Below are 24253 nucleotides of genomic sequence, written 5' to 3'. Positions count from 1 at the left end.
CGCTGGTCAACCACCATGACCGGACACAAACACGCAGGTCACCCACCCCGATCACCCCGCAGACACCCGAATCCGACCGATGTGACGCCGGACACTCGGCCGTTCGGGCCAGCACATGCGCAGAGGGCGCCGCCCTCCCGCTCACGCGGGACGACGACGCCCTCCGGACAGGAACAGGATCAGGCGGGCAGCACCTGGATGCCCGCGAAGTTGCGCTTGCCGCGGCGGATGACGAGCCACTGGCCGTGCAGCAGGTCGGTCCCCTCGGGGGTCCAGTCCTCGGCGGCGACCTTCGCGTTGTTCACGTATGCGCCGCCCTCCTTGACGGTCCGCTTCGCTGCACCCTTGGAATCGCACAGTCCGCTCGCGACCAGGAGATCGACGATGGTGCTCGGCTCGCCGGGCCGAACCTGCCCCACCGAGGCCTCGGTCAGGGCGGCGGCGAGGGTCGCTTCGTCCAGGTCACGAATCTCGCCCTTGCCGAACAGCGCCTGGCTGGCGAGCTCGACCGCGGCGGTGTTGTCCGCGCCGTGCACCAGGGTCGTCATCTCGGCGGCGAGGCGTCGCTGCGCGACCCGGGCCTGCGGCCGCTCGGCGACCTCGACTTCGAGTTCGGCCAGTTCGCTCTGGCCGAGGAAGGTGAACCAGCGCAGGTAGCGGATCACGTCGGCGTCACCGGTGTTCACGAAGTACTGGTACCAGGCGTAGGGGCTGGTCATCTCGGGGTCGAGCCAGAGGCTGCCGCCGCCGGTGGACTTCCCGAACTTCTTGCCGTCCGACGAGGTGACGAGCGGGACGGTCATCGCGTGCACCGATTCCCCGTCCACCCGCCGGTTCAGCTCGACGCCGGCGACGATGTTGCCCCACTGATCCGAGCCACCCACCTGCAGCGTGCAGCCGCGTTCCCGGCGGAGCTGAAGGTAGTCGTTGGCCTGCAACAGCATGTAGCTGAACTCCGTGTAGGACATGCCGTCCGACTCGAGGCGCCGCTTGACGGTCTCGCGGGCGAGCATGACGTTCACCGAGAAATGCTTGCCGAGGTCCCGGAGGAAGTCGATGGCGGTGAGCTTGCCGGTCCAGGTCATGTTGTTCTCGACAATGGCGGCGTTGTCGCCGTCGAAGGAGACGAACCGTTCGAGCTGGGCGCGGATCCGCTCCGCCCAGTCGGCGACGGTGTCGGTGGAGTTCATCACCCGCTCACCGACGTCGCGGGGGTCGCCGATCAGCCCGGTCGCGCCGCCGGCGAGCACGATCGGCGTGTGGCCCGCACGCTGGAACCGCTTGAGCGCGAGCAGCGGGACGAGGTGGCCGGCATGCAGGCTGGGACCGGTCGGATCGAAACCGCAATACAGCGTGACCGGACCTGCCTGGGTGTCACGACGCAGGGCGTCGATGTCGGTGGACTGCTGGATCAGCCCACGCCAGGTCAGTTCGTCGATGATGTTCTCGGTCGGGACGATGTTGTCGGTCACGACGTCGATCATCCCGCACTCCGCACGGCGGGCGCACGCGGGCTGCGACGGTAGGCCGACACGGCATCCGAACCGGCGTCCCACAGTCGCCACGGCCGGTCCGGCGCGTGGGTGATCCCGACCCGCGGGCCCGCGTCGACCCGCACCGCGTCGCCTGGCTCGAGACGAATGCGGGCGTTCCGATCGAACAGCGGTGAACCGTTGTCACCCAGGCTGATTCCGGCGGCCTGCCCGAGGTTCCCCGGACCTCGGGCCAGCTCGCGCAGCGCCCGACCCGGCGTTCGCCGGGCCCGGACCTCCGCCTCCCCGTCGATCACCTCGGCCGCCCGGAGCAGGACCGCGCCCGCCGTCCCCTCGGGTGCGCACGTGACGTTCATGCACAGGTGCAGGCCGTGGCTGAGGTAGACGTAGAGCCGGCCTGCCGGGCCGAACATCACCGCGTTCCGTCGCGTCGGGCCCGGGTAGGAGTGTGCCGCGGGGTCCGGCCACGGGCCCGCCCGGTCCCCTCCGTATGCCTCGACCTCGACGATCCGCAACCGCACCGCGTCGACCGCCAGCACCGCGCCGAGCACCAGGTGTGCGGCCTGCACCGGATCGGCCGCCGACAGGGCCCGCTCGGTCAGTTCCGGCGAGCGGGAGTACTCGGTCGTCATGCCGCGATTGTGCCCTTGACCGGCGACCTCCCCGACACCGATAATTCATCACACGATGATTTCATCACTCGATGAATTGGAGGACGAGATGCCCGCACCGTCACCGGCCGTCGCGATCGACGGCCTCGTCGTGCACCGCGGCGGCGTCGAGGTCCTGCACGGACTGGACCTGCACATCCCCGCCGGCAGCATCACCGGGCTGCTCGGCCCGTCGGGCTGCGGCAAGACCACGCTGATGCGCGCGATCGTCGGGACACAGATCGTGGCGTCCGGCACGGTGACCGTGCTCGGTGAGCCCGCGGGCTCCAGCCTCCTGCGGGACCGCGTCGGCTACGTCACCCAATCCCCCACCGTGTACCTCGATCTGTCGGTACGGCAGAACATCGCATACTTCGCGGCGCTGTACGGCAGGCCGCCGCGCTCGGTGGCCGACGCGATCGATGCCCTCGACCTGGCCGACAAGGCCGACGTCCCCGCCGGCGACCTGTCGGGTGGGCAGCGGGGCCGGGTGTCGCTCGGCTGCGCGCTGGTCGCCGAACCCGAACTGCTGATCCTCGACGAGCCCACCGTCGGGTTGGATCCGGTGCTGCGGGCGGATCTGTGGGGACGCTTCGGCGACCTCGCGGCCGCCGGGACCACGCTGCTGGTGTCCAGCCACGTGATGGACGAGGCCGAGCACTGTCACGACCTGCTCCTGATGCGGGACGGCTACCTGCTCGACCAGCTCAGCCCGGCAGCGCTGCTCGAGCAGACCCGCGAGACCAGCCTCGAGCACGCGTTCCTCACCCTGATCCGCGAACGCGAAGTGCAGGAGCAGTCGTGAACACGCCACTCGTTACCCCGCGCATCTACGGCGCGAGCACCGTACGCATCCTGCGGCAACTGCGCCGCGACCACCGGACCGTCGCGATGATCCTGCTGGTGCCCGCGCTGCTGATGACGCTGCTGTACTACCTCTACGTCAATGTCCCGACACCGCCGGGACAGGTCCCGCTGTTCGACCGGATCGCGGTCACCATGCTCGGGATCCTCCCGTTCGTGGTGATGTTCCTGATCACGTCGATCGCGATGCAGCGTGAACGCAGCTCCGGCACGCTGGAGCGGCTGCTGACCACACCGATGTCGAAGCTCGACCTGCTCGGCGGCTACGGCACGGCGTTCTCGCTCGCGGCGACCGCGCAGGCGGTCATCGCCTGCCTGGTCGCGTTCGGGCTGCTCGGATTGACGACGGTCGGCAGCGTCGGTTGGGTGGTGCTGATCGCGGTGGTCGACGCCGTCCTCGGCGTCGCGCTGGGACTGCTGTGCAGTGCATTCGCCCGCACCGAGTTCCAGGCCGTCCAGTTCATGCCGGTCATTGTGATCCCGCAACTGTTCCTGTGCGGCCTGCTGGTGCCGCGCGACCAGCTACCGGAATGGCTGCAGTGGGCGTCGAACGTGATGCCGCTGAGCTACGCGGTGGACGCGTTGCAGCAGGTCGCGGCCCATCCCGGTGCCACGGCCCTGATGTGGCGGGACATCGCCGTCGTCGTCGGGTTCGCGATCGTGGCGCTGTGCCTGGCGGCGGCGACGCTCCGCAGGCGCACCCCGTGACCCGTGCGACCACCCGGACGGGGCGCAGGCCGGGCAGTTCCGGCACCAGGGACGCGATCCTCGGTGCGGCGCGGAGCCGGTTCGCCGAGCATGGGTTCGACCGGACCTCGGTGCGCTCGATTGCCGCGGATGCGGGGGTCGATCCGGCCCTCGTGCACCACTACTTCGGCACCAAACGGGCCCTGTTCCTCGCCGCGATCGCCATCCCGGCGGACCCGGCGATGGTCCTCGCGGGGGTGGCCGACGCCCCGGTCGAGGAGATCGGCGAACGGTTCCTGCGCGCGGTCGTCGGGGTGTGGGAGTCGCCGCACCGGGAGGGTCTGCTTGCCGCGTTCCGGTCGGCGATCACGGGCGAGTCGGTGGGTCTGGTCCGCAGCTTCCTCACCGAGGTGGTGTTGACCGAGATCGGGCACCGCGTCGACGACCCGGTGGGCAGCGCCGACCTGCGGGCCTCCCTGGTGGCCTCGCAGATGGCGGGGCTGATGGTCACCCGCTACATCCTCGAACTCGAGCCGCTCGCGACGCTGCCCCCGGATCGGGTGGTGCACCTGGTCGCACCGACCCTGCAGCGGTACCTGACCGGCGATCTCGGTTAACGCGACTGCTGGGAGGACGAGTCGACGCCGCGGGCGAGGTAGTCCTCGTGCTGGGCGTCGGTGGCATCGCGCGCCTCGTCGACGAGCAGCACCGGGATGCCATCCTCGATCGGGTACGCGCGCCGCAGCCGCGGATTGTAGAGAAGTTCGTCGCCGACCAGCAGGAGCGGGCCCTTGTCCTGCGGGCAGGCGATGATGCTCAACAGGGTGGGATCGAGCGCCACGGAAGGTCCTCTCACGTTCGGTTCACGGATCGTCGGTCAGGCTACCCGCTACCCGGCCGGCGCCCGACTCCCCCGCTGCTGAAGGTCCGCAACGACGGCCTTAGTCAGGCGCCGGTAGCGGAGTTCGCGTTGGTCCCAGAACCAGGCCCGCACACCCGGTTTCGGCAGACCCGCCGCCCGCAATGCGCTGCGCCGCGGCCGGTAGGAGTTGCTCAACGCGATCTCCGGGATCACGTGCACCAGGTCGGGATGCTGGTCGGGGTCGATTTCCGCGAAGGCATCGGCGAGGTCCGCCGCGGTCAGGGAACGGTCCCGGTGCAGGGTCACCGCGGTCACCGCGAGCTCCGCACCGCCTGCGATGACCCCGTAGCTGACGACGAGGTCGATCTGGTCCAACGCGGCGAGTGCCGCACCGATCGGCTCGCCGTACACCGGCCCGCGGCGCGTGCAGACGACGGTGTTCCGGTCGTCCATCAGCCAGTAGTCGCCGTCGCCGTCGACGCGGAACAGGTGCTCGGTGGGCACCCAGGCGTCGCCCGCCGCGAACACGCCCCGCATCGCGCCGCTGACCGCCTCCGTGGACGTCGCCTGCCCCAGCAGCAGTCCCACCTCGCCGACGGAGCACTCGCGGACCAACCCGCGACCGTCCTCGAGGAACCGCTGCGCCACCGGGTCGTACGCCGCAATCTTCACCGGGGTGCTGCCGGGCAGCGGCCTCCCCTTCGCTCCCGGTTTGGCTCCGGACACGTTCGCGAGCACGACGGCCGCCTCCGTCGAGGCGTAGAACTCGAGGACCCTGGCGGGCGCGAACCGCTCCATCGTCCGCAGCCACAGCCCGCGGGGCATGCCGGAGCCGACGAACAACCGGATCGGGTGCGAGGAGTCGAGCGCCGAGTCGGGGGTGTCCACCAGGTCCCGCATCATCGTCCACGTGTAGGCGACCACCGTGACCCCATACCGGTGCACCTCGGTGACGAACCGGTCCGGGTCGAGACCGCGGGCCAGCGCGATCCGCGATCCGCCGGCAATCGCACCGCCGAGGGTCGCGAGCAGCAACGACGAATGATACAGCGGCGCAAAGGAATACACCGTGTCGCCGCCGCCGAGATTCGCGGCCGTCGCGGTGCCGAACGCGGACAGCGCCCACCGGTGGTTGGTGATGTGCTTGGCCTCGACCTCGCCGCCGAAACGTCCGAACAGCACGAAGGCGAGCTCGTTGGCCCGGCCGGGATCGGGCCGGTACCAGGCGGGCAGCGAGATCTCGTCGGGGTCGATCTTCTCGAGGTCGATCGTCTCCGAGCCGGGTTCCAGGTCGAGGATGCGGGATTCACCACCGCCGAGGACCAGCACCGGCGGACCCAACAGCTCCGCGCTGCGCAGGTTGTCGGGATCGGACACGATCGTGGCGACCCGCCCGAGCCGCGCCGCGGGGGCGAGGTCCTCGGTCGGGGGCAGCAGGACGGTGACGGCGCCAATCCGCGACAGTGCGGCGATCGCGACGAGCGCGCTCGGCCGGGTCTCCATCAGCACGCCCACCCGGGTGGACGGCCGGACACCGGACGCGATCAGCCCCTTGACGACGTGGTCGATCCGGACGTTGACGGCCTCGTTGGTGTAGGCGCGGTCGTCGAACAGGAAGCACTCCCCGCGCGGGTTCTTCTCCCCCGCCTCGGCGAGCAGCTTGCCGAGCGAGATGGTGGTGTGCGGCTGCACCTGACCGAGCCGGACCAGCCGCGGCAGCGCCCGCGCCGCCTCCGCGGACAGCTCGCGGCTGCCGCGCACGGCCTGTGCGGTCGCGCCGAGGACACCGCGCACCGCCCCGACCCCCACCTCGGCCACCGACGCCCCGGTGTGCAGCAGCCGGTCCGTGACCGACACGCCCGTCTCCGCGGCGGGCAGGCACTCGGTGATCATCTCCGCGATGCCGTCGGGGCGCGGCCCGAGACCGGACCGCCAGCGCACCCAGTCGCCGGTGGTCGGCCAGGTGTGACTCGCCGACATCGAGCCAACGACGAGGCCGAAATGCCCGGCCCGCATCGTGGATTCGAACACCTGCGCGCGGGGAGCCGCCCTGCGGATCCCGCGGACCGCTGCGGGCTGCCCGATGTCGTCCACCTCCCCGACGAACGCGAGGATCGGGCAGGTGAGCTCGGCGAGCGAGACGAGCTGGTCACCGATCACGAAGCCGCCGGAGACCATCCGGTTGTGGGCGACGAACTGCTTGAGCAGTTCGGCGATCGCCGGACCGGACCAGCCAACCCAGCCGTCCTGGGACAGGAAGCGGCGCTGCGGTTCCCGCGGCAGCAGCGCCTCCCGGTCGTGCAGCTGCATCAGGAAGTCGATCCGGGACTTGGCGGTCTTGACCGGATCCAGCAGCTGGAATCCGGTCCGGGCCATCCAGCCCGCGATGGCCCAGCGGCTGAAGACGTGGTCGGCGAGGAAGTCGGCGGCGGGCGCGGCGACGTCGCCGGGGATCCCGAACGGCAGCGCGGCGAGGGTGTCCACCGGCGCCCCGAACGTCACCAGCGACGCCACGTTGCGGCAGCGCCGGTAGGCGGCGGCCTGGTAGGCGAACATGCCGCCCTGCGAGTAGCCGGACAGGTGCACGTCCCGGCCGGTGTCCCGGTGAACCCGGTCGACGATCTCGCTGATCGCGACAATGTGGTCGGCCAAAGTGCGGTCCCAGCCGCCCTCCTCGGTGTCCGGAGACCCGAAATCGACGACCCACGGGTCCAGGCCCATCGAGTGCAGGATGCCGACCGCACCCTGGTCCTGGGTGACGTCGTAGACATCGGCGGCCATCATCATCGGCGGGATCAGCAGGATCGGCGGCCCGGTGGGGTCCGCGTCGCCCGACCGGTCGGCGAAGTAGTGGCGCAGCCGGTACATCGGGGTGCGCGCGACGACGGTGAAGTCCGAGGGCCGCGCCTCGGTCTCGAGGCCGCCAAGGCGGACGACCTCGAGACCGTTCTGCGCGGTCGCGACCACGCGGCGAACGGAACCGTTCAGAATTTCGGACCAACTCACTGCCGCGCCCCCACTCGTTCCGCCGATGTTCCGGCACAGTGTATTCGCGCGCGGCAGTGAGGATCGGTCAGTTGCCGATCCGGTCCCGCAGTCCGGACGCGGACTCCCGGACACCGTCCAGCTGCCGCGCCACCTGAACGCCTGCGGTGCCACCCCTGGCGTTCCGGGAGGCGATCGACCCCTGCACGGTGAGCACGTCCCGCACCGCCGGGGTCAACGCGGGATCGACGGCGGCGAGTTCATCGTCGGTGAGGTCCTCGAGGCCAACCCCGCGGGCCTCCGCGACCCGAACGCACGCACCGGCCGCCTCGTGCGCGACGCGGAACGGAACGCCCTGACGGACCATCCATTCCGCGATGTCGGTGGCGAGGGTGAACCCGGCGGGCGCGAGTTCCGCCATCCGGTCGGTATGGAACTCGAGGGTCGAGACCAGACCGGTGATCGCGGGCAGCAGCAGTTCGAGCTGGGCGACCGAATCGAAGACCGGCTCCTTGTCCTCCTGCAGGTCCCGGTTGTACGCGAGCGGCTGCGCCTTGAGGGTGGCGAGCAGACCGGTCAGGTTGCCGATCAGGCGCCCCGCCTTGCCCCTGGTGAGCTCGGAGACGTCCGGGTTCTTCTTCTGCGGCATGATCGACGACCCGGTCGACCAGGCGTCGGCGAGCGTGATGTAGCCGAACTCCGGTGTGCTCCAGATGATCACCTCTTCGGCCATCCGGGACAGGTCGACCGCGATCATCGCGAACACGAACGCGGCCTCGGCGGCGAAGTCCCGCGAGGAGGTGGCGTCGATCGAGTTGTCCGCGGCGGAGTCGAAGTCGAGGTCCGCGGCGATCGCGTCCGGATTCAGCCCGAGCGACGAGCCGGCGAGCGCTCCGGACCCGTACGGGGACACCGCGGCCCGCGCGTCGAAGTCGACCAGCCGCTGCACGTCCCGGAGCAGCGGATGCGCGTGCGCGAGCAGGTGATGCGCGAGCAGCACCGGCTGCGCGGCCTGCAGGTGCGTCTTGCCCGGCATCACCGCGTCCGGGTGCGCCGCCGCCTGGGTGGCGAGGGCGTCGACGACGTCCAGCACCCCGGCCGCGACCCGACGGGCGGCGTCCCGCAGCCACATCCGGAACAGCGTCGCCACCTGATCGTTGCGGGAGCGACCCGCCCGGAGCCTGCCACCGACCTCGGGGCCGACGCGGTCGATCAGGCCGCGTTCGAGCGCCCCGTGCACGTCCTCGTCGGAGTCGGCGGGCACGAACGCGCCGCTCGCGACGTCGGCGCCGAGCCGGTCGAGACCGTCGAGCATGGTGGCCAGGTCCGCGTCACCGAGCAGCCCGGCGGCGTGCAGCACCTTCGCGTGCGCGGTCGACGCCCGCACGTCGTAGGGCGCGAGGACCCAGTCGAAGTGGGTGGACTTGCTCAGCGCCGCCATGGCGGCGGCCGGTCCGGACTCGAACCGGCCGCCCCACAGCGCGCCGGCGACGGTCGCGCCCTGACGCTGCGCGCCTTCGTTGGTTCCGTGAGCGTCGGTCATTTCTTACAGACCCAGGTCGCGCTTCGCCGCGACCTTGGAGGACAGGCCGTGGATGTTGACGAAGCCCTTCGCGTACGACTGGTCGAACGTGTCGCCCTCGTCGTAGGTGGCGAGGTTGAAGTCGTACAGCGACTGCGAGCTGCGCCTGCCGTTGACGGTGATCGCACCGCCGTGCAGGAACAGCCGGATGTCGCCGGTGACCCGCTCCTGGGTCTTCGCGACGAAGGTGTCCAGCGCGTCCTTGAGCGGGGAGAACCACAGGCCGTCGTACACCAGCTCGGACCAGCGCTGCTCCAGCTGCCGCTTGTAGCGACCGAGCTCACGCTCGAGGGTGACGTGCTCGAGCTCCTGGTGCGCGGTGATCAGCACCATCGCGCCGGGCGCCTCGTAGATCTCGCGGCTCTTGATGCCGACGAGACGGTCCTCGACGACGTCGAGGCGGCCGACGCCCTGCGCGCCGGCGCGGGTGTTGAGTTCCTGGATGGCCTCGAGGACGGTGACCGGCTTGCCGTCGATCGCGACCGGCTTGCCCGCCTCGAAGCTGATGATCAGCTCGTCGGGGGTGTTCCAGTTGAGGGTGGGGTCCTGGGTGTAGTCGTAGACGTCCTTGGTCGGCGCGTTCCACAGGTCCTCGAGGAAGCCGGTCTCCACCGCGCGGCCCCACACGTTCTGGTCGATCGAGAACGGCGACCGCTTGGTGACGTTGATCGGGATGCCGTTCTCCTCGGCGAAGGCAATCGCCTTCTCCCTGGTCCACGCGTAGTCGCGGACCGGCGCGATGACCTCGAGGTCGGGCGCGAGGGCGCCGAAGCCGACCTCGAAGCGGACCTGGTCGTTGCCCTTGCCGGTGCAGCCGTGCGAGACGACGGTGCCGCCGTGCGCGCGCGCCGCCTCGACGATGTGCTTGACGATCAGCGGACGGCTGATCGCGGACACCAGCGGGTACCGGTCCATGTACAGCGCGTTCGCCTGGATGGTCGGCAGGCAGTACTCGTTCGCGAACTCGTCGCGGGCGTCCACGACGACCGACTCGACGGCGCCGCAGTCGAGGGCACGCTGACGCACGACCTCCATGTCCTCGCCGCCCTGGCCGAGGTCGATGGCAACGGCGACGACCTCTTTGCCGGTCTCCTTGCCGATCCAGCTGATGGCCACGGAGGTGTCCAGCCCGCCCGAGTAGGCGAGTACGACGCGTTCAGCCATGGTCTGTGTGCTCCTTTGGGGTTGTCACTTCTCGAGATTATTCAGTTGTGTCGATCGATGGCCTGCCGAATCCGAACGAAATGCCCGGTCAGGCCAGTTTCTCGATCATGTCGGCGAGCTGCGCGCCGGTCAGCGGCTGCCGGGCCACCACAAGAATGGTGTCATCCCCGGCAATGGTTCCCACAACCTCCGGCAGCGACGCCCGATCCAGGGCGCTCGCCAGGTAGTGCGCGGCGCCCGGCGGGGTGCGCAGCACCGCGAGGTTGCCGCTGGCGTCGGTGGACACCAGCAGCTCCCCCAGCAGCCGGGACAGCCGGTCGGTGCCGCCGGACACCCCGCGCACCGGGCTGCCGTCCTCGGGGACGACGTACACGCCCGCCCCGCCGTCGGCGGCGCGCAGCTTCACCGCGCCGAGCTCCTCCAGGTCCCGCGACAGGGTGGCGTGCGAGACCTCGATGCCCTCCGCCGCGAGCAGCGCGGCGAGCTCCGGCTGGCTGCGGACCTCGTGCACCGAGAGCAGCGCGGTGATCCGCGCCTGCCGCCCGGCCCGGGTTGGTGCGACGGCGACCGGCTTCGCCTGCGCGCCCCGCGACTGCGGCGCGGCCAGCTCGCGCGACCGGGCGGTGGTCACGGCCGCGACCCGTCCCGATGCTCGAGCAGCCAGACCAGCAGCGCCTTCTGCGCGTGCAGGCGGTTCTCGGCCTCGTCCCATACCACCGACCGCGGGCCGTCGAGCACGTCGTCGGTGATCTCCTCACCGCGGTGCGCGGGCAGGCAGTGCAGCACGACCGCGTCCGGCGCCGCGGTCGCGAGCAGGTCGGCGTTGATCTGGAACGGCCGGAAGGGGCCGACCCGGTCGAGCCCGTCGTTCTCCTGCCCCATCGAGGTCCAGGTGTCGGTGACGAGTGCGTCCGCGCCCGCGGCCGCCGCCTTCGGGTCGTCGGTGACGGTGATCGTGGCTCCGGTCTCCGCTGCCCTGGCGCGCGCCGCGTCGATGATCCATGATGCGGGCGCGAAGCCGTCCGGCGCGGCGATCGTGACATCGATGCCCGCGGTGACGCCACCGAGCAGCAGCGAGTGGGCCATGTTGTTGGCGCCGTCACCGAGGTAGGTCAGCTTCAGCCCCTTCAGCTCCCCCTTGTGCTCGCGCAGGGTTTGCAGGTCGGCGAGCACCTGGCACGGATGGAACTCGTCGGACAGCGCGTTGACGATGGGAACCGTTGCCCCGGCGGCCATCTGCTCGAGTCGCTTCTGCCCGAACGTGCGCCAGACGACGGCGTCGACGTAGCGGGAGAGCACCCGGCCGGTGTCCTGCAGGGTCTCCTCCCTGCCAAGTTGGGTGCTGCGCCCATCGACGACGACGGCGTGCCCGCCGAGCTGCGCGATCCCGACCTCGAACGAGAACCGGGTGCGGGTGGAGTTCTTCTCGAAGATCACCCCGACGGCCCGCGGCCCGGCGAGGGTCTGCTTCGCGAACGGGTCCTTCTTCAGCGCCGCGGCCAGGTCGAGCACCTCGGCCTGCTGCGCCGGGGTGAGGTCGTCGTCCCGCAAGTAGTGTTTGATCGACATGACGTCACTTCCCTTCCGCGACAGCGGTGTTCAGGATTTCGGGGAGCGCGGTGACGAATCCCTGCGCCTGCTCCTCGGTGAGGATCAGTGGCGGCGCGAGCCGGATCACGTCGGACGCGGCGGCGTTGACGAGGAACCCGGCGTCGCGGGCGGCGGCCTCGACGGCCGGGGCGACGGTGTCGGTGAGCACGATGCCGAGCAGCAGGCCCGCGCCGCGGACGTGGTCGACCAGCGGGTGTTCGAGCGCCTCGATGTCCGTGGACAGCGACTTGCCGAGGGCGTCGACGTGACTGAGCAGGTCGTCCTGCTCGATCGTGCGCAGCACCGCGAGCGCGGCGGCAGCGCACACCGGGTTCCCGCCGAAGGTGGTGCCGTGCTTGCCGGGACCGAACAGGTCGGCCGCCGCGCCGGTGGCGATGCACGCGCCGATCGGCAGGCCGCCGCCGAGCCCCTTGGCGAGGGTCATCACGTCGGGCACGATCCCGGACGCCTGATGGGCGTAGAACCAGCCGGTGCGGGCGATACCGGTCTGCACCTCGTCGAGGATCAGCAGCGCGCCGCGCTCGGCGGTGATCCGCCGGGCTTCCACCAGATACCCCTCCGGCGGGACCACGACCCCCGACTCCCCCATGATCGGCTCCAGGATCACCGCGGCGGTGTCGGAGTCGACGGCCGCATCGAGGGCGGCGATGTCGCCGTAGGGCACGAACTCGACCCCGGCGGGCATCGGCTCGAACGGGGCCCGCTTCTCCGGCTGACCGGTCATCGCGAGCGCGCCCATGGTGCGGCCGTGGAACGCCCGCTCGGCGGCGACGATCTTGCGTCGTCCGGTGAGCCGGGCCAGCTTGAACGCCGCCTCGTTGGCCTCGGTTCCGGAGTTGCACAGGAACACCCGGCCGGTGACCGGGCCGTCCTGGCCTGCCCCGAGGTGGTGCAGCAGCTGCTCGGCGAGCGCGACGGCCGGTTCGCTCGCGTACAGGTTCGACACGTGACCGAGCGTGTTCAGCTGCGCGGTGACGGCGTCGATGATCGCCGGGTGCCGGTGGCCGAGGCTGTTGACGGCGATGCCGCCGAGCAGGTCCAGGTACTGCTTGCCGTCGGCATCGGTGAGCACGGCGCCGTCGCCAGCGGCGAGCGCGACCCGCGGGACGCCGTAGTTGTTCATCAGCGCGCCGGACCAGCGGTGCTGGAGGGCAGAGGTGCCGGTCATGCGGGGCCTTCCTTGTCTGTCGAGGGGACAACCATCGTGCCGATGCCCTCGCCGGTGAGTAGTTCCAGGAGCACGGAGTGGGCGAGGCGGCCGTCGATCACGTGCGCGCTCGGCACGCCCCCGTGCACGGCCCGCAGGCAGGCCTCCATCTTCGGGACCATCCCCGAATCGAGCCGCGGCAGCAGCTCTTCGAGCGCGGCGGTGTCGATGACGGAGGCGAGCGAATCCCGGTCGGGCCAGTCCGTGTAGAGGCCCTCGACGTCGGTGAGGACGACGAGCTTCTCGGCGCCGAGGGACTCGGCGAGGGCGGCCGCCGCGGTGTCGGCGTTGATGTTGTGCACGACGCCGTCGGCGTCCGGCGCGATCGTCGAGACGACGGGGATGCGGCCCGCGGCGATCAGGTCGAGGACCGCGGTCGGGTCGACGGTGGTGACGTCGCCGACGAGACCGATGTCGGTCGGTTCGCCATCCACGACGACGGTGCGCCGGGTCGCGGTGAACAGGTGCGCGTCCTCACCGGAGATGCCGACCGCGAAGGGCCCGTACGCGTTGATCAGGCCGACCAGTTCGCGGCCGACCTGACCGAACAGCACCATCCGGACCACGTCCATCACCTCGGGGGTGGTGACGCGGAAGCCGCCGCGGAACTCGCCCGCCATGCCGAGCCGCGCGAGCATCGCGTTGATCTGCGGTCCGCCGCCGTGCACGACGACGGGGTGGATGCCGACGGTCCGCAGGAATGCCATGTCCTGCGCGAAGGCGGCCTTGAGCGTGTCGTCGACCATCGCGTTGCCGCCGTACTTGACGACGACGATCTTGTCGTGGAACCGCTGCAGCCAGGGCAGCGCCTCGGCGAGGACGTGCGCCTTCTGGCTGTTCGTGAGGCCGAGGAGGGTCGTCGCGGCGGTGCCGCTGTCGAGGGCGCCCGTCATGACGAGTACGCCGAGTTCTCTTCGACGTACGCGTGCGAGAGGTCGGTGGTGCGAATGGAGACCTCCGCATCGCCGATGCCGAGGTCGATGCGCAGCGCGATGTCCTCACCGGTCAGGTCCACCTCGCGGGCTCCGGGCGCGCCGACGCCGTCGATGCACACCGGGTTCCCGTTGAAGGACACCGCGATCCGGTCCGGGTCGAGTTCGATCGGGGCGATGCCGATCGCGGCGAGGACCCGGCCCCAGTTGGGGTCGGAGCCGAACAGCGCGGTCTTGACGAGGCTGTCGCGGGCGACGGTCCGGGCACCGATCAGCGCGTCCTGCTCGGTGGCCGCGCCTGCGACGGTGACGGTGACCCGCTTGGTCACGCCCTCCGCGTCGGCCATCATCTGGTCGGCGAGGTCGTCGCAGACGGCGAGGACTGCGGCGTTCAGCTCCGCCTGGGTGGGGGTGACGCCGCTGGCCCCGGATGCCAGCAGCAGCACGGTGTCGTTGGTGGAGGTGGCGCCGTCGACGTCGAGGCGGTCGAAGGACAGCCGGGTCGCGGCGCGCAGCGCCTCGTCGAGCTGGGCCGCGGTCGCGACGGCGTCGGTGGTGACGACCGACAGCATCGTCGCGAGGGACGGCGCGAGCATCCCTGCGCCCTTGGCCATGCCGCCGACGTTCCACTTGTTCGCGTGGTGCAGTGCGGCCTGCTTCGGCACGGTGTCGGTGGTCATGATCGCGTAGGCGGCGTCGGTGCCGCCGGAGATGCCGCCCGCGAGCTCGTGCACGATCTCGGTGACACCGGCGAGCAGCTTGTCCATCGGCAGCCGATCGCCGATCAGGCCGGTGGAGCAGACGGCAACCTCACCGGCGCCGGTCTCGGTGCCCCAGTCGCTGAGGGTCGCCGCGACCTGCTCGGCCGTGGCGTGGGCGTCCTGGAATCCGCCCGCGCCGGTGCAGGCGTTGGCGCCGCCGGAGTTGAGCACCACCGCACGCAACGCTCCGGAGGTGAGGACCTGCTGCGACCACAGCACGGGGGCGGCCTTGACCTTGTTGGCGGTGAAGACGCCGGCCGCCGCCGTGTCGGGGCCCTCGTTGAAGACCAGCGCGAGGTCGGGCCGACCGCTGGCCTTGATGCCTGCCGCGATGCCCGCCCCACGGAAACCGGCGGGCGCGGTGACGCCCTGGGTGCGGATCAGTCTGCCGCCCGCGGTCTCCACGGCGTGCGGCGCTGCGAAGTCGGATTCTGTTGTCACGGAGCAACTCCCACAGTGGTGAGTCCATCGGTCTCGGGCAGGCCGAGGGCGAGGTTCATGGATTGGACGGCACCGCCCGCGGTGCCCTTGGTGAGGTTGTCGATCGCGGCGATCACGACGAGCTGCCCGGCGGACTCGTCGACGGTGACACCGATCTGCGTGGCGTTCGATCCGACGACCGCGCCGGTCTGCGGGTAGACGTTCTCGGGGAGCACGTGCACGAACGGCTCGTCGGCGTAGGCCTTCTCGTAGACCTCGCGGGCCCGGGCGAGGTCGACGGTGGTTGCCGCGGTGCAGGTGGCGAGGATGCCACGGGGCATCGGGGCGAGCACCGGGGTGAACGAGACGGTGACATCGGCGCCCGCGAGCGCGGACAGGTTCTGGGTGATCTCGGGGGTGTGCCGGTGCACGCCGCCGACGCCGTACGCCCGGGCCGAGCCCATCACCTCGGAGCCGAGCAGGTCGGCCTTGGGGGCGCGGCCCGCCCCGGAGGTGCCGCTGACCGCGACGACGTTCACTCGGGGCTCGACGATGCCCGCGGCGATGGCGGGGGCGAGCGCGAGGCTCGCGGCGGTCGGGTAGCAGCCGGGCACCGCGATGCGGGTGGCGCCGGCGAGCCGGTCCCGGTTGCCGGGCAGTTCGGGCAGGCCGTAGGGCCAGGTGCCCGCGTGCGGGCTGCCGTAGTACTTCTCCCAGGCGGCGGCATCGGTGAGCCGGAAGTCGGCGCCGCAGTCGATGATCACGGTGCTCTCCGGGAGCGCCATTGCAATCTCGGCGGAGTTGCCGTGCGGCAGGCCGAGGAACACGACGTCGTGCCCGGCGAGGGTGTCGACGGTGGTCGGTTCGAGCACGCGGTCCGCGAGCGGGAGCAGGTGCGGGTGGAACTGTCCGAGGGTGGCGCCCGCGTTGCCGCCCGCGGTGAGGGCGCCGATCGCGAGTCGGCCCTCGCGGTTTGCGGGGTGCCCGAGCAGCAGGCGCAGGATCTCGCCGCCTGCGTACCCGCTCGCCCCGGCGATCGCGACGCGGATCGGTCCGGTGGAGGCTGCTGTGGTGACCATATGGACGATTATGCACCATCATGCAAGCTCATTCAGGATCGGCCGGGTTCCGTGCCCCCACCCGGGCTCTGAATGCCGCCGTCATTCAGTCAGACCGACCGGATACCCCCTTCGGGACGGCCGACTGGGCGGCGATGGCCGCACCCATCCATCGTCTCAGATAGCGGCGCAGGCCCGCCTCGTCGCGCTGCGGATCACCGGGTGAGATGAAGAACGACTGCATCGTGCGCAGCACGAACTCGACCAGCTCCCGAAGCGACGCGTCGTCGTAACCGTGCCGCTCCCAGTCCACGTCGAACCGCCGGATCATGGTCATCCCGAAGGCCTGCGCGGCCTCGGACGTCAGCCCCTCCGGCCGGACCCCCGAGTAGGACGCGGAGAGCAGGATCCCCAGGTGCGGGGTGCGCCGCACGTCGGTGAGGGTGAACACGACGCCCTCGGTCATCGCGTCCACCGGGTCGGTCAGGCCGACGACCCGGCCCGCGAGCCGGTCGAGGAAGTCGTCGACCGAGGCAATCGCGGCAGCGGTCATCACCGCCTCGGAACTCGGAAAATAGCGGTAGACCGTCTGCCGGGTGACGCCGAGGGACTCCGCGACATCGGCGATCCCGATCGCGGTCCCGGACTGCCCGATCAGGTCGACGGCGGTGGCGACGATGCGCCGCGTCGCCTCGGCATCGTCGACCGGAGGCAAGCCGCCCCATCCTCGTCTGCGTGCCATCGCGCGGACGCTACCAGGACGCCCGGCATCCGAACGCGCGGCCGATCCGACAAATGTCATCATACACTTCCGGCCCACTGTGTATGGTCCAAGCCATCGCGGATCCGACTGCCCGCCGGTCCGCCTCGCACCGACGAAAAGAGGGATCGCGCATGACCGACCTGAAACCCCGCAAGATGGACTTCGGCTTCGAGGACCGGGACGTCCCGTTCTGCTGGAACCCCGAGAATCCCGCGTGGTCGTCGATGGCGAACGCGGTCTCGTTCCTCGCCATCGGCTTCGAGAAGATGATCGTCAAGCTGATCCTGCAGGCCAAGCCGCTGATCACCGACCCGGAGGTGGCCGCGGAGGCGGTCGCGTTCATGCGCCAGGAGGGACATCACTCGACCGCCCACCGGCAGCACGTCGCTGGCCTGATTCGCAGCTACCCCGGCCTGCAGAACACCCTCGACGCGGTCGTCGGCGAGTTCGACCTGCTCACCGAGCGCACCTCGATCAACTACCGGCTGGCCTACACCGCCGACCTTGAGGCCACCTTCACCCCGGTGTTCAAACTGATGCTCGACAACGAGGCCACCCTGTTCGCGCCCGGTGACGACCGCGTGGCCTCCCTGTTCCTGTGGCACTTCGTCGAGGAGGTCGAGCACCGCAGTTCGGCGCTGGTCATCTACAACTCCGTCGTCGGCAACGAGATGTACCGGATGCGGATGGCCGCGTCGATCTTCGCGCACGTGATGAAGGCGATCCGCATCGCCTGCGCCGGGTTCAACCAGCACGTCCCGCTGTCCGAGCGGAAGGTCGACTCGATGTCGATGTTCGCCCGTCACCGGGCCAAGCAGCGGGTGCTGACCGCGGTCGCCCCGTATCTGACCAAGGGGCCGATGCCGCGTGCCTTCGACGGCCTGCCCATTCGGGAGCAGTTGACCGCGCTCGCCGGCGCGGTCCGCAGCCAGTTGCCCGGCCACGATCCGGCGCACGAGAACCTGCCGGTGCTTGCCGATCGCTGGTTCGACCGCTACGACTCCGGCTACGACTGCACCCGCTGGTATACCGCGGACGAGCAGCCGGGCCGGGCGGAGCCTGCGACCGCGGGGGCGATCTGATGGCGGCCGGGTGCAGCCCGACCTTCTCCGATCTCGCGGTCCGGCTCGGGTTCTCGTGCGAGGAGGCGGGCGGCCTGGTCGAGTTCCGCAACCCGGCGGACCTGGAGAACTGGACGCTCCCGGTGCTCGAATGGATGATCGTGCTCGGCGCGGTGCTCGCGCTCGTCCACGCGATCCTGCGGCTGCGCAGGCAGGGTGATCCGACGAATCTCGTGCTGTGGTTCGGCGCGACCGCGTTCCTGTTCGTGATCGAGCCGCCGATCTACTTCCCTGCCACGTTCGGCACCGAGGAGTACCTCGGCACGATGTTCGCGCACAACGTGTTCACGGTGGACTTCCTATGGGGCAGGCTGCCGCTGTACATCGTCGCGATCTACCCGCTGATGGCGACGCTGGCGTTCGAACTGGTCCGGATGCTCGGGGTGTTCCGGCGGTACGGGGTGATCCTCGGCGCGGTGTGCGTCGGCTTCGTGCACCACGCGTTCTATGAGATGTTCGACCAGCTCGGCCCGCAGCTGCGGTGGTGGGAGTGGACCCTCGACAATAAGGTCAATCTGCCGTTCTTCGACGCGGTTCCGCTGCCCAGCGTCGTGGTGTTCGCCGCCCTGTGGCCGATGTCGCTGGCGCTGTGCGTGCAGTTCTTCGTCGGCAGGCACGTCGATGCGGGTCGGACGTTCTCCGGGCTGCAGCTGGTGTGGCGGACCGTGGTGATCGGCCTGACCGCCTCGATCGGGGTGTTTGTGCTGCCGCTCCCCGCGACCGTGGGCGGGCTCGGCAGCGACACCGTGCGCGGGTTCCTGTACGCGGCCGAGCTCGTCGCCGTCACCGTCGTCGCGATCCCGCTCCTGGCCCGCCAGTGGTCGGCGCTGCGGCGCGGCACCGCGACCGGTCCGGCGTACTCGAACGACTTCGTCCGGTACTACGCAATCGTGTACATCGTGGTGATGGGGGCGTTGTGGGCGAGCGCGCTGCCCGACTTCTTCGCCGCCACCGACGGCGTCACCGCGAACGGCGACCCGATCGGCAACCTCTGGTACACGATCGGCTGCTTCGCCGTCGCGATCGCCACGGTCGCCGCATCATTCACGGTTCCCCGCCCGGCGGACACACCGGCACCCGAACCGCAGTCGGTGGCTGCCCCGGCCTGACCCTCGTCCGGGTGTCGGGTACCGCCTCGTCGCGGTACCCGACCCCGGTCACAGCACGGCGTCGCGCAGCGTGTGCTTGGTCAGCTTGCCGGACGGATTGCGCGGCAGCGTGTCCACGAGCACCAGCTCCCGCGGGATCTTGTACCGCGCCAGCCGGTCCGAGAGGTACGAGCGCAGCTCGTCGAGTTCGAGGTGCGCGTCCGGCGCGGTGACGACCACCGCGACGACCGTCTCGCCCCATTCGGGGTGCGGCCTGCCAATGACCGCGACGTCGAGGACGTCCGCCCGCGGGCGGATGGCCTCCTCCACCTCCTGCGAGTACACGTTCTCGCCGCCGGTGATGATGACGTCCTTGGTGCGGTCGACGATGAAGATGTACCCGTCCCCGTCGAGTCGGGCCACGTCCCCGCTGCGGTACCAGCGCCCGTCGAACACTTCCGCGGTGGCCTCGTCGTTGTTCAGGTAGCCGAGCATCCGGGTGTCGCCGGCGAGCCAGATCTCCCCGGTCTCCCCCGGCCCGGCGTCGACGCCGTCCGGGCGGACCACCCGCAGGTCCACCCCCGGCATGCCGCCGCGGCCGATCGAGCCCGCCTTGGCGATCTGCTCGCGCGGGTACAGCGCGGTACCGACCGGGCCCATCTCGCTCATTCCGTACACCTGATAGAAGTCCTCGGAGCGGTAAGCCTGCTGCAGCTTCCTTGCGACCTCGGCGCCGATCGGGGCACCGCCGTAAATCCAGTGCCGCATGCTCGAGAAGTCGAGGCCGGTGAGGTCGATGCCCGCGGCGGCCGCCGCCTGCAGCGGAGCCAGGTAGGCGATCGGGGCGCCGAAGAACGCGGTGATCCGCTGCGCCGGAATGATCTTCAGGAACTCGACCGGGTGGTATTCGCGCATCAGCACGGCCGTGCCGCCGAGGAACATGGTCGGGACGAAGCAGACGTTGAGCGGGGCCGCGTGCCAGATCGGCATCGCGATCAGCATCCGCATGTCGCGGTCGTACCCCAGGGTGGTCGACACGTACGCGGCGACGGTGGTGATCGACCGGTGCGTGTGCAGGCAGCCCTTCGGGGCGCTGGTGGTGCCCGAGGTGTAGAGCACCTGCGCGACCTCGGTCTCGTCGACCTCGACGCCCTCCCACTCGCCGGACGCCTCGACCAGCGCGTCGAAGTCCCGCATCGGCTCGCAGCCCGCGTCGGCGGCAACCTCGGTCACCAGCCAGTCCACCTGCGGCGCACCGGTTTCCGCCGTGGGCCGCAGCTCCGACGAGACGATGCCGACGGCGGCGCCGCAGTGCTCGAGGAGGTACGCCACCTCCGGCGGCGCCAGCTTGTGGTTGACCGGGACCAGCGCGGCCCCGGCGCGCCACGCGCCGAACGCGGCGATCACGAAACCGGGGCTGTTGTAGGTCATCACCGCGACCCGGTCGCCCCTCCCGACCCCGCGGGCCCGCAGCACCTCGGCGGCCCGCCTCGATGCGGCGAGCAGTTCGGCGTAGGTGAGACGCTCGTCCCCGTAGACGAGCGCGTCCCTATCCGGGTTCTTGCGGGCCGCACTCTCCAGCATGGCGGTCAGGTTCATCGAACTCTCCTCAGGTGGGCGATCGGCGCGGGGTGGCCGTTGCCGTCGCCGGCGTTTCGTTCTACAGTCGACTCACCAAAGATTGAATCACGATTCAAAGCTTGCCGAAAGGGTGCCCGGGCGATGGCCTACCGATCGACGGAGAAGACGCGCGCCGCGCAGGCCCAGCGCCGGGCAACGCTGCTGGCCGAGGCGACGGCCCTCGTCGCGTCGGGCGGCTTCGCGGCGGCAACGGTGAAGGCGATCGCCGAGCGCTGCGAGGTCAGCGTCGGATCGGTGTACTCGTACTTCGACGGCAGCGCGGACCTGCTTGCTGCCGTGTTCCGGCTCGGCGCCGACCAGGAACTCGCGGCCGTGCGCGCCGCGGTCGCCGCGGCCGACGAGCCTGCCGACCGCCTCCGCGCCCTGGTCGAGACGTTCGCGCTGCGCGCCATCCGGGGCCGTCAGCTCGCCTGGTCGCTGCTGTTCGAGCCGGTCGACCCGCGCATCGACGCCGAGCGACTCGGGTACCGCGCCGACTACCACGCCCTCACGATGGAGATCCTGCGCGACGGGGTCGCGGCGGGGGTGTTCCCCGCGCAGCACCTCGGGGTCGCCGCGACCGCCGTGATCGGCGCGATCAGCGAATCCCTCACCGGACGCCTGTCCCCCGCCACCGCGGGCAGCACCACCGACACCGACGACGCCGACATCGTGGACGCGATCACCCGCTTCTGCTTCCACGGCATCGGCCACACCGACCACCCGAGCAGCACCGCACCAACGATCGAAGGAACACTCCCATGACCGCCATCGCACCGTCCGGATTCCGCACCCACGAGGTGTTCAACCAGGCCCCGCCGCGTGTGGACGTCAACGAGTACACCTCGAACGGCCCCCTCGTCGAGGGCGTCGCGCACTATGACGCCGACTGGGCGCAGCAGGAACTGACCGAGGTCGGCGCGCTCGTCGGCACCGAGTCGTTCCAGCACGACGCCGAGTTGGCGAACACGATCACCCCCGAGTTCCACTCACACGACAAGTGGGGCAACCGGATCGACGAGGTGGAGTTCCATCCCGCCTACCACCGGATCATCGGCGCCGCCGTCAGCCACGGCGCGCACACCTCCGCCTGGGCGGACCCGAAGCCGGGTGCGAACGTGGCCCGCGCCGCGTCGTTCATGATGTTCGCGCAGATCGAGCCGGGGCATTCGTGCCCGATCTCGATGACCCACTCCGTCGTGCCCGCACTCGCCGAGTTTTCCCCCGAGCTGTCGCAGCTGTGGCTGCCGCGGCTGTACGCCCGCGGCTACGACGGCGCGCTCGCCGCGCCCGGTGACAAGCCCGGCGTGCTGTTCGGGATGGCGATGACCGAGAAGCAGGGCGGCTCGGACGTGCGCGCGAACACCACCCGCGCGGCGGCGAACGCCGACGGCACCTGGTCGCTGACCGGGCACAAGTGGTTCTGCTCGGCGCCGATGTCGGACGGCTTCCTGATCCTGGCGCAGAGCCAGGAGGGATTGTCCTGCTTCCTGGTTCCGCGGGTCCTCGAGGACGGCACCCGCAACGTCTTCCGGATTCAGCGGCTCAAAGACAAGCTCGGCAACAAGTCGAACGCGTCCTCCGAGATCGAATTGGACGGCACCATCGGACATCTCGTCGGCGAACCGGGCCGCGGCGTCCGGACCATCATCGAGATGGTCTCCCGCACCCGGTTGGACTGCGTGTACGGGTCCACCGCCGGCATGCGGCAGGCGGTCGCCGAGGCGCTGTGGCACGTCCGGCACCGGGCCGCGTTCGGCGCGACGCTGATCGACCAGCCCGCGATGACATCGGTCGCCGCGGACCTCGCCCTCGAGTCGGAGGCCGCGACCGCGACCGCGCTGCGCCTCGCCCGCGCCCACGACGAGGACGCCGACGACACCGAGAAGGCGTTCCGCCGGCTCGCCACCGCGGTCGCGAAGTACTGGATCTGCAAGCGCGGACCGCACCACGCCTACGAGGCGCTCGAATGCCTCGGCGGCAACGGCTACACCGAGGCGTTCCCCCTCGCCCGCCGCTACCGGGAGCAGCCGGTGATGGCGGTGTGGGAGGGTTCCGGCAATGTCATCGCCCTCGACGTGCTGCGCGCGATGACCAGGGAGCCGGAGTCGGTGCAGGCGTTCGACGCCGAACTGGCCAAGGCCCGCGGCGCATCCACCCTGTTCGACGCCCACCAGGACCGCATGCGGGCCGCACTCGCGGAGCTGGCGACGCTCAACCAGGCGCAGGCGCAGTTGCGGGCCCGGTCGGTCGCGGCGTCGATGGCGCTCGGGCTGCAGGCCTCGCTGCTGCTGCGCACCGCGCCGACCGCGGTCGCCGAGGCGTTCCTCGCGGCCCGTCTCGGTGAGGCCCGCGACCTCGAGTACGGCTCCCTCCCCGCGGGCACCGACTTCGCGGCCATCCTCGACCGGCACTGACCGCGGTCGCACGACACGCGAATGGCCCATTCGGTCGGCTGACACCGACCGAATGGGCCATTCGGTACCGCTGGTGAGGTCGTCAGTCCTGTCGGCCGTGCCGACCCGACCGCGCCCCCGACTCGGCTGCGTCGGGCAGCGACTGCGTCGACGGGCTGGCCCTGATGGACAGAATGAACATCGCCACCACACCGAACAGCACCAGCGCGATCGTGGCGATCACCACGACATACCCGAACACGACACCAATTTCCACCATCACGCCTCCATAGTTTGGTCCGTCCACCGTACCGACGCGGCGTCAGTCCCCACGCAGCGACCTGCGGATCTCGGCGAGCCGCTCCTGCGCCGCCCTCTCCCGTGCCGCGTACTGCTCCTCGAGGGCCGCTCCCGCACCGGAGGCAGCATCCAGTTCCGCTGCCCCGTCGGCGGTCCCGGAACGGGACTCGATCTTCTCCCGCACCGCATCGAAGGTCGGGACGCCGGTCTCGGTGTAGCCGGTCACGTCCGCGACACCCGGCGCCGCCCCGACACCCGTCCCGCCCGCCGGATCCGGAACCACGTGCGCGTCGATGATCGTTGGCGGCTCCGGCACCTGCGGGGTTGGCGGGATCGGCGAGGGCTGGATCGGCGAAGACGGGGGGCCGACGGGATCCGGCACCAGCCGGATCTCGAGGGCCGCGGCGTGCAGCGCGGCCAACGCGGGCCTGCCCGTGGTCACCGCCGCGACCACCGCCCGCACCTCGTCGTCGGACAACGCGTTCATGCTGTCCACGATGGTCTGCTTGTCGGTCATGACACCTCGCTCGAATCGGCCTGATTCCAGGCTAGCCGTGCCGGCCCGGGGAACCGGGGAGGGAGAACCGCCCCCCGGAGGGGGGGGGGTTTCTGGGGGGTGGGGTCCTGGGCACACATTCGCCCCCGCCCCAACGGTCGCGTGGGGTAACAAGCTATTCTTCGCACGAATG

23 protein-coding genes are annotated in these 24253 nt (G+C 70.6%); 7 read left to right on the top strand and 16 right to left on the bottom strand.

What is annotated here, in order from left to right:
- Nucleotides 1-179: 179 nt before the first annotated feature.
- Complete coding sequence (gene tyrS / locus ACWF62_RS19840) at nucleotides 180-1484, bottom strand: tyrosine--tRNA ligase (protein ID WP_452631126.1); 1305 nt, start codon at nucleotides 1482-1484, stop codon at nucleotides 180-182.
- Nucleotides 1481-2125: a DNA-3-methyladenine glycosylase gene (locus ACWF62_RS19835; protein WP_452631125.1), complete on the bottom strand. Its 645-nt coding sequence runs from the start codon at nucleotides 2123-2125 to the stop codon at nucleotides 1481-1483. The genes tyrS and ACWF62_RS19835 overlap by 4 nt, the downstream gene beginning before the upstream one ends.
- 88 nt (nucleotides 2126-2213) lie before the next feature.
- Between ACWF62_RS19835 and ACWF62_RS19830 the strand changes: the two genes are divergently transcribed.
- The 3 genes from ACWF62_RS19830 to ACWF62_RS19820 are packed head-to-tail and all read left to right on the top strand — an operon-like array spanning nucleotide 2214 to nucleotide 4311.
- Nucleotides 2214-2948, top strand: a complete 735-nt coding sequence (locus tag ACWF62_RS19830; protein ID WP_452631124.1) for an ABC transporter ATP-binding protein — start codon at nucleotides 2214-2216, stop codon at nucleotides 2946-2948.
- Nucleotides 2945-3715 carry an ABC transporter permease gene (locus ACWF62_RS19825; protein WP_378507757.1) on the top strand — a complete coding sequence of 257 codons (771 nt, stop codon included), beginning with the start codon at nucleotides 2945-2947 and terminating at the stop codon, nucleotides 3713-3715. The genes ACWF62_RS19830 and ACWF62_RS19825 overlap by 4 nt, the downstream gene beginning before the upstream one ends.
- Nucleotides 3712-4311, top strand: a complete 600-nt coding sequence (locus ACWF62_RS19820; RefSeq protein ID WP_378507758.1) for a TetR/AcrR family transcriptional regulator — start codon at nucleotides 3712-3714, stop codon at nucleotides 4309-4311. The genes ACWF62_RS19825 and ACWF62_RS19820 overlap by 4 nt, the downstream gene beginning before the upstream one ends.
- Here the strand turns inward: ACWF62_RS19820 and ACWF62_RS19815 are convergent.
- The 11 genes from ACWF62_RS19815 to ACWF62_RS19765 all read right to left on the bottom strand — a co-directional run bounded on the left by ACWF62_RS19815 (nucleotide 4308) and on the right by ACWF62_RS19765 (nucleotide 17018).
- Nucleotides 4308-4535, bottom strand: coding sequence for a Trm112 family protein (locus ACWF62_RS19815; protein WP_378507759.1), 228 nt, complete (start codon nucleotides 4533-4535; stop codon nucleotides 4308-4310). The two genes, ACWF62_RS19820 and ACWF62_RS19815, sit on opposite strands and share 4 nt — an antisense overlap.
- 48 nt (nucleotides 4536-4583) lie before the next feature.
- On the bottom strand, nucleotides 4584-7562 hold the full coding sequence (locus tag ACWF62_RS19810) for an AMP-binding protein (protein WP_452631123.1): 2979 nt from the start codon (nucleotides 7560-7562) through the stop codon (nucleotides 4584-4586).
- Nucleotides 7563-7629: 67 nt separating this feature from the next.
- Nucleotides 7630-9084 (bottom strand): argininosuccinate lyase, encoded by a 1455-nt coding sequence (gene argH, locus ACWF62_RS19805; RefSeq protein WP_378507761.1) that lies wholly within the window; start codon nucleotides 9082-9084, stop codon nucleotides 7630-7632.
- Between the two features lie 3 nt (nucleotides 9085-9087).
- Entirely contained in the window at nucleotides 9088-10287 is a 1200-nt protein-coding gene (locus ACWF62_RS19800) for an argininosuccinate synthase (protein WP_378507762.1), read from the bottom strand.
- 88 nt (nucleotides 10288-10375) lie between these two features.
- Nucleotides 10376-10999, bottom strand: a complete 624-nt coding sequence (locus tag ACWF62_RS19795) for an arginine repressor (protein WP_378571459.1) — start codon at nucleotides 10997-10999, stop codon at nucleotides 10376-10378.
- Nucleotides 10915-11856, bottom strand: coding sequence for an ornithine carbamoyltransferase (gene argF / locus ACWF62_RS19790; protein ID WP_452631121.1), 942 nt, complete (start codon nucleotides 11854-11856; stop codon nucleotides 10915-10917). Before argF ends, ACWF62_RS19795 begins: the two co-directional genes overlap by 85 nt.
- Nucleotides 11857-11860: 4 nt before the next feature.
- Complete coding sequence (locus tag ACWF62_RS19785; protein WP_378507765.1) at nucleotides 11861-13066, bottom strand: acetylornithine transaminase; 1206 nt, start codon at nucleotides 13064-13066, stop codon at nucleotides 11861-11863.
- A complete protein-coding gene (gene argB / locus ACWF62_RS19780; RefSeq protein ID WP_452631118.1) occupies nucleotides 13063-13998 on the bottom strand; it encodes an acetylglutamate kinase in 936 nt (311 codons plus the stop codon). Before argB ends, ACWF62_RS19785 begins: the two co-directional genes overlap by 4 nt.
- On the bottom strand, nucleotides 13995-15239 hold the full coding sequence (gene argJ / locus ACWF62_RS19775; protein ID WP_452631116.1) for a bifunctional glutamate N-acetyltransferase/amino-acid acetyltransferase ArgJ: 1245 nt from the start codon (nucleotides 15237-15239) through the stop codon (nucleotides 13995-13997). Before argJ ends, argB begins: the two co-directional genes overlap by 4 nt.
- On the bottom strand, nucleotides 15236-16297 hold the full coding sequence (argC, locus tag ACWF62_RS19770; protein ID WP_452631114.1) for an N-acetyl-gamma-glutamyl-phosphate reductase: 1062 nt from the start codon (nucleotides 16295-16297) through the stop codon (nucleotides 15236-15238). Before argC ends, argJ begins: the two co-directional genes overlap by 4 nt.
- Nucleotides 16298-16382: 85 nt before the next feature.
- Nucleotides 16383-17018: a TetR/AcrR family transcriptional regulator gene (locus ACWF62_RS19765; RefSeq protein ID WP_378507769.1), complete on the bottom strand. Its 636-nt coding sequence runs from the start codon at nucleotides 17016-17018 to the stop codon at nucleotides 16383-16385.
- A gap of 152 nt (nucleotides 17019-17170) precedes the next feature.
- Between ACWF62_RS19765 and ACWF62_RS19760 the strand changes: the two genes are divergently transcribed.
- Together ACWF62_RS19760 and ACWF62_RS19755 are read left to right on the top strand one after the other, a co-directional pair.
- The gene (locus tag ACWF62_RS19760) at nucleotides 17171-18121 is read left to right on the top strand and encodes a metal-dependent hydrolase (RefSeq protein ID WP_452631113.1); all 951 of its coding nucleotides are present in this window, start codon (nucleotides 17171-17173) and stop codon (nucleotides 18119-18121) included.
- Nucleotides 18121-19269, top strand: a complete 1149-nt coding sequence (locus ACWF62_RS19755; protein ID WP_452631112.1) for a hypothetical protein — start codon at nucleotides 18121-18123, stop codon at nucleotides 19267-19269. Before ACWF62_RS19760 ends, ACWF62_RS19755 begins: the two co-directional genes overlap by 1 nt.
- Nucleotides 19270-19317: 48 nt before the next feature.
- Here the strand turns inward: ACWF62_RS19755 and ACWF62_RS19750 are convergent, their stop codons facing one another.
- A complete protein-coding gene (locus ACWF62_RS19750; protein WP_452631111.1) occupies nucleotides 19318-20847 on the bottom strand; it encodes a class I adenylate-forming enzyme family protein in 1530 nt (509 codons plus the stop codon).
- A 123-nt stretch (nucleotides 20848-20970) separates the two neighbouring features.
- Between ACWF62_RS19750 and ACWF62_RS19745 the strand changes: the two genes are divergently transcribed.
- Complete coding sequence (locus ACWF62_RS19745) at nucleotides 20971-21633, top strand: TetR/AcrR family transcriptional regulator (protein WP_452631110.1); 663 nt, start codon at nucleotides 20971-20973, stop codon at nucleotides 21631-21633.
- Nucleotides 21630-23285 (top strand): acyl-CoA dehydrogenase family protein, encoded by a 1656-nt coding sequence (locus ACWF62_RS19740; RefSeq protein ID WP_452631109.1) that lies wholly within the window; start codon nucleotides 21630-21632, stop codon nucleotides 23283-23285. Before ACWF62_RS19745 ends, ACWF62_RS19740 begins: the two co-directional genes overlap by 4 nt.
- Before the next feature lie 82 nt (nucleotides 23286-23367).
- Here ACWF62_RS19740 and ACWF62_RS19735 read toward each other — a convergent pair whose 3' ends face one another.
- Together ACWF62_RS19735 and ACWF62_RS19730 are read right to left on the bottom strand one after the other, a co-directional pair.
- Nucleotides 23368-23547: a hypothetical protein gene (locus ACWF62_RS19735; protein ID WP_378507775.1), complete on the bottom strand. Its 180-nt coding sequence runs from the start codon at nucleotides 23545-23547 to the stop codon at nucleotides 23368-23370.
- 39 nt (nucleotides 23548-23586) lie between these two features.
- A complete protein-coding gene (locus ACWF62_RS19730) occupies nucleotides 23587-24081 on the bottom strand; it encodes a PspA/IM30 family protein (RefSeq protein WP_452631108.1) in 495 nt (164 codons plus the stop codon).
- Between the last annotated feature and the right edge of the window lie 172 nt (nucleotides 24082-24253).

This window comes from Rhodococcus sp. NPDC054953 (assembly GCF_053609225.1).
Note: the sequence above shows the minus strand (reverse complement) of the source record. Positions and strands in the feature narration are given on the sequence as shown.

Coding starts and splice junctions, on each gene's coding strand:
- ACWF62_RS19835 (WP_452631125.1), bottom strand. CDS start 2,125: ATGACGACCGAGTACTCCCGCTCGCCGGAACTGACCGAGCGGGCCCTG.
- ACWF62_RS19730 (WP_452631108.1), bottom strand. CDS start 24,081: ATGACCGACAAGCAGACCATCGTGGACAGCATGAACGCGTTGTCCGAC.
- ACWF62_RS19755 (WP_452631112.1), top strand. CDS start 18,121: ATGGCGGCCGGGTGCAGCCCGACCTTCTCCGATCTCGCGGTCCGGCTC.
- ACWF62_RS19765 (WP_378507769.1), bottom strand. CDS start 17,018: ATGGCACGCAGACGAGGATGGGGCGGCTTGCCTCCGGTCGACGATGCC.
- ACWF62_RS19830 (WP_452631124.1), top strand. CDS start 2,214: ATGCCCGCACCGTCACCGGCCGTCGCGATCGACGGCCTCGTCGTGCAC.
- argH (WP_378507761.1), bottom strand. CDS start 9,084: ATGACCGACGCTCACGGAACCAACGAAGGCGCGCAGCGTCAGGGCGCG.
- argC (WP_452631114.1), bottom strand. CDS start 16,297: ATGGTCACCACAGCAGCCTCCACCGGACCGATCCGCGTCGCGATCGCC.
- ACWF62_RS19760 (WP_452631113.1), top strand. CDS start 17,171: ATGACCGACCTGAAACCCCGCAAGATGGACTTCGGCTTCGAGGACCGG.
- argF (WP_452631121.1), bottom strand. CDS start 11,856: ATGTCGATCAAACACTACTTGCGGGACGACGACCTCACCCCGGCGCAG.
- ACWF62_RS19750 (WP_452631111.1), bottom strand. CDS start 20,847: ATGAACCTGACCGCCATGCTGGAGAGTGCGGCCCGCAAGAACCCGGAT.
- argB (WP_452631118.1), bottom strand. CDS start 13,998: ATGACGGGCGCCCTCGACAGCGGCACCGCCGCGACGACCCTCCTCGGC.
- tyrS (WP_452631126.1), bottom strand. CDS start 1,484: ATGATCGACGTCGTGACCGACAACATCGTCCCGACCGAGAACATCATC.
- ACWF62_RS19800 (WP_378507762.1), bottom strand. CDS start 10,287: ATGGCTGAACGCGTCGTACTCGCCTACTCGGGCGGGCTGGACACCTCC.
- ACWF62_RS19795 (WP_378571459.1), bottom strand. CDS start 10,999: ATGGGACGAGGCCGAGAACCGCCTGCACGCGCAGAAGGCGCTGCTGGT.
- ACWF62_RS19740 (WP_452631109.1), top strand. CDS start 21,630: ATGACCGCCATCGCACCGTCCGGATTCCGCACCCACGAGGTGTTCAAC.
- ACWF62_RS19745 (WP_452631110.1), top strand. CDS start 20,971: ATGGCCTACCGATCGACGGAGAAGACGCGCGCCGCGCAGGCCCAGCGC.
- ACWF62_RS19785 (WP_378507765.1), bottom strand. CDS start 13,066: ATGACCGGCACCTCTGCCCTCCAGCACCGCTGGTCCGGCGCGCTGATG.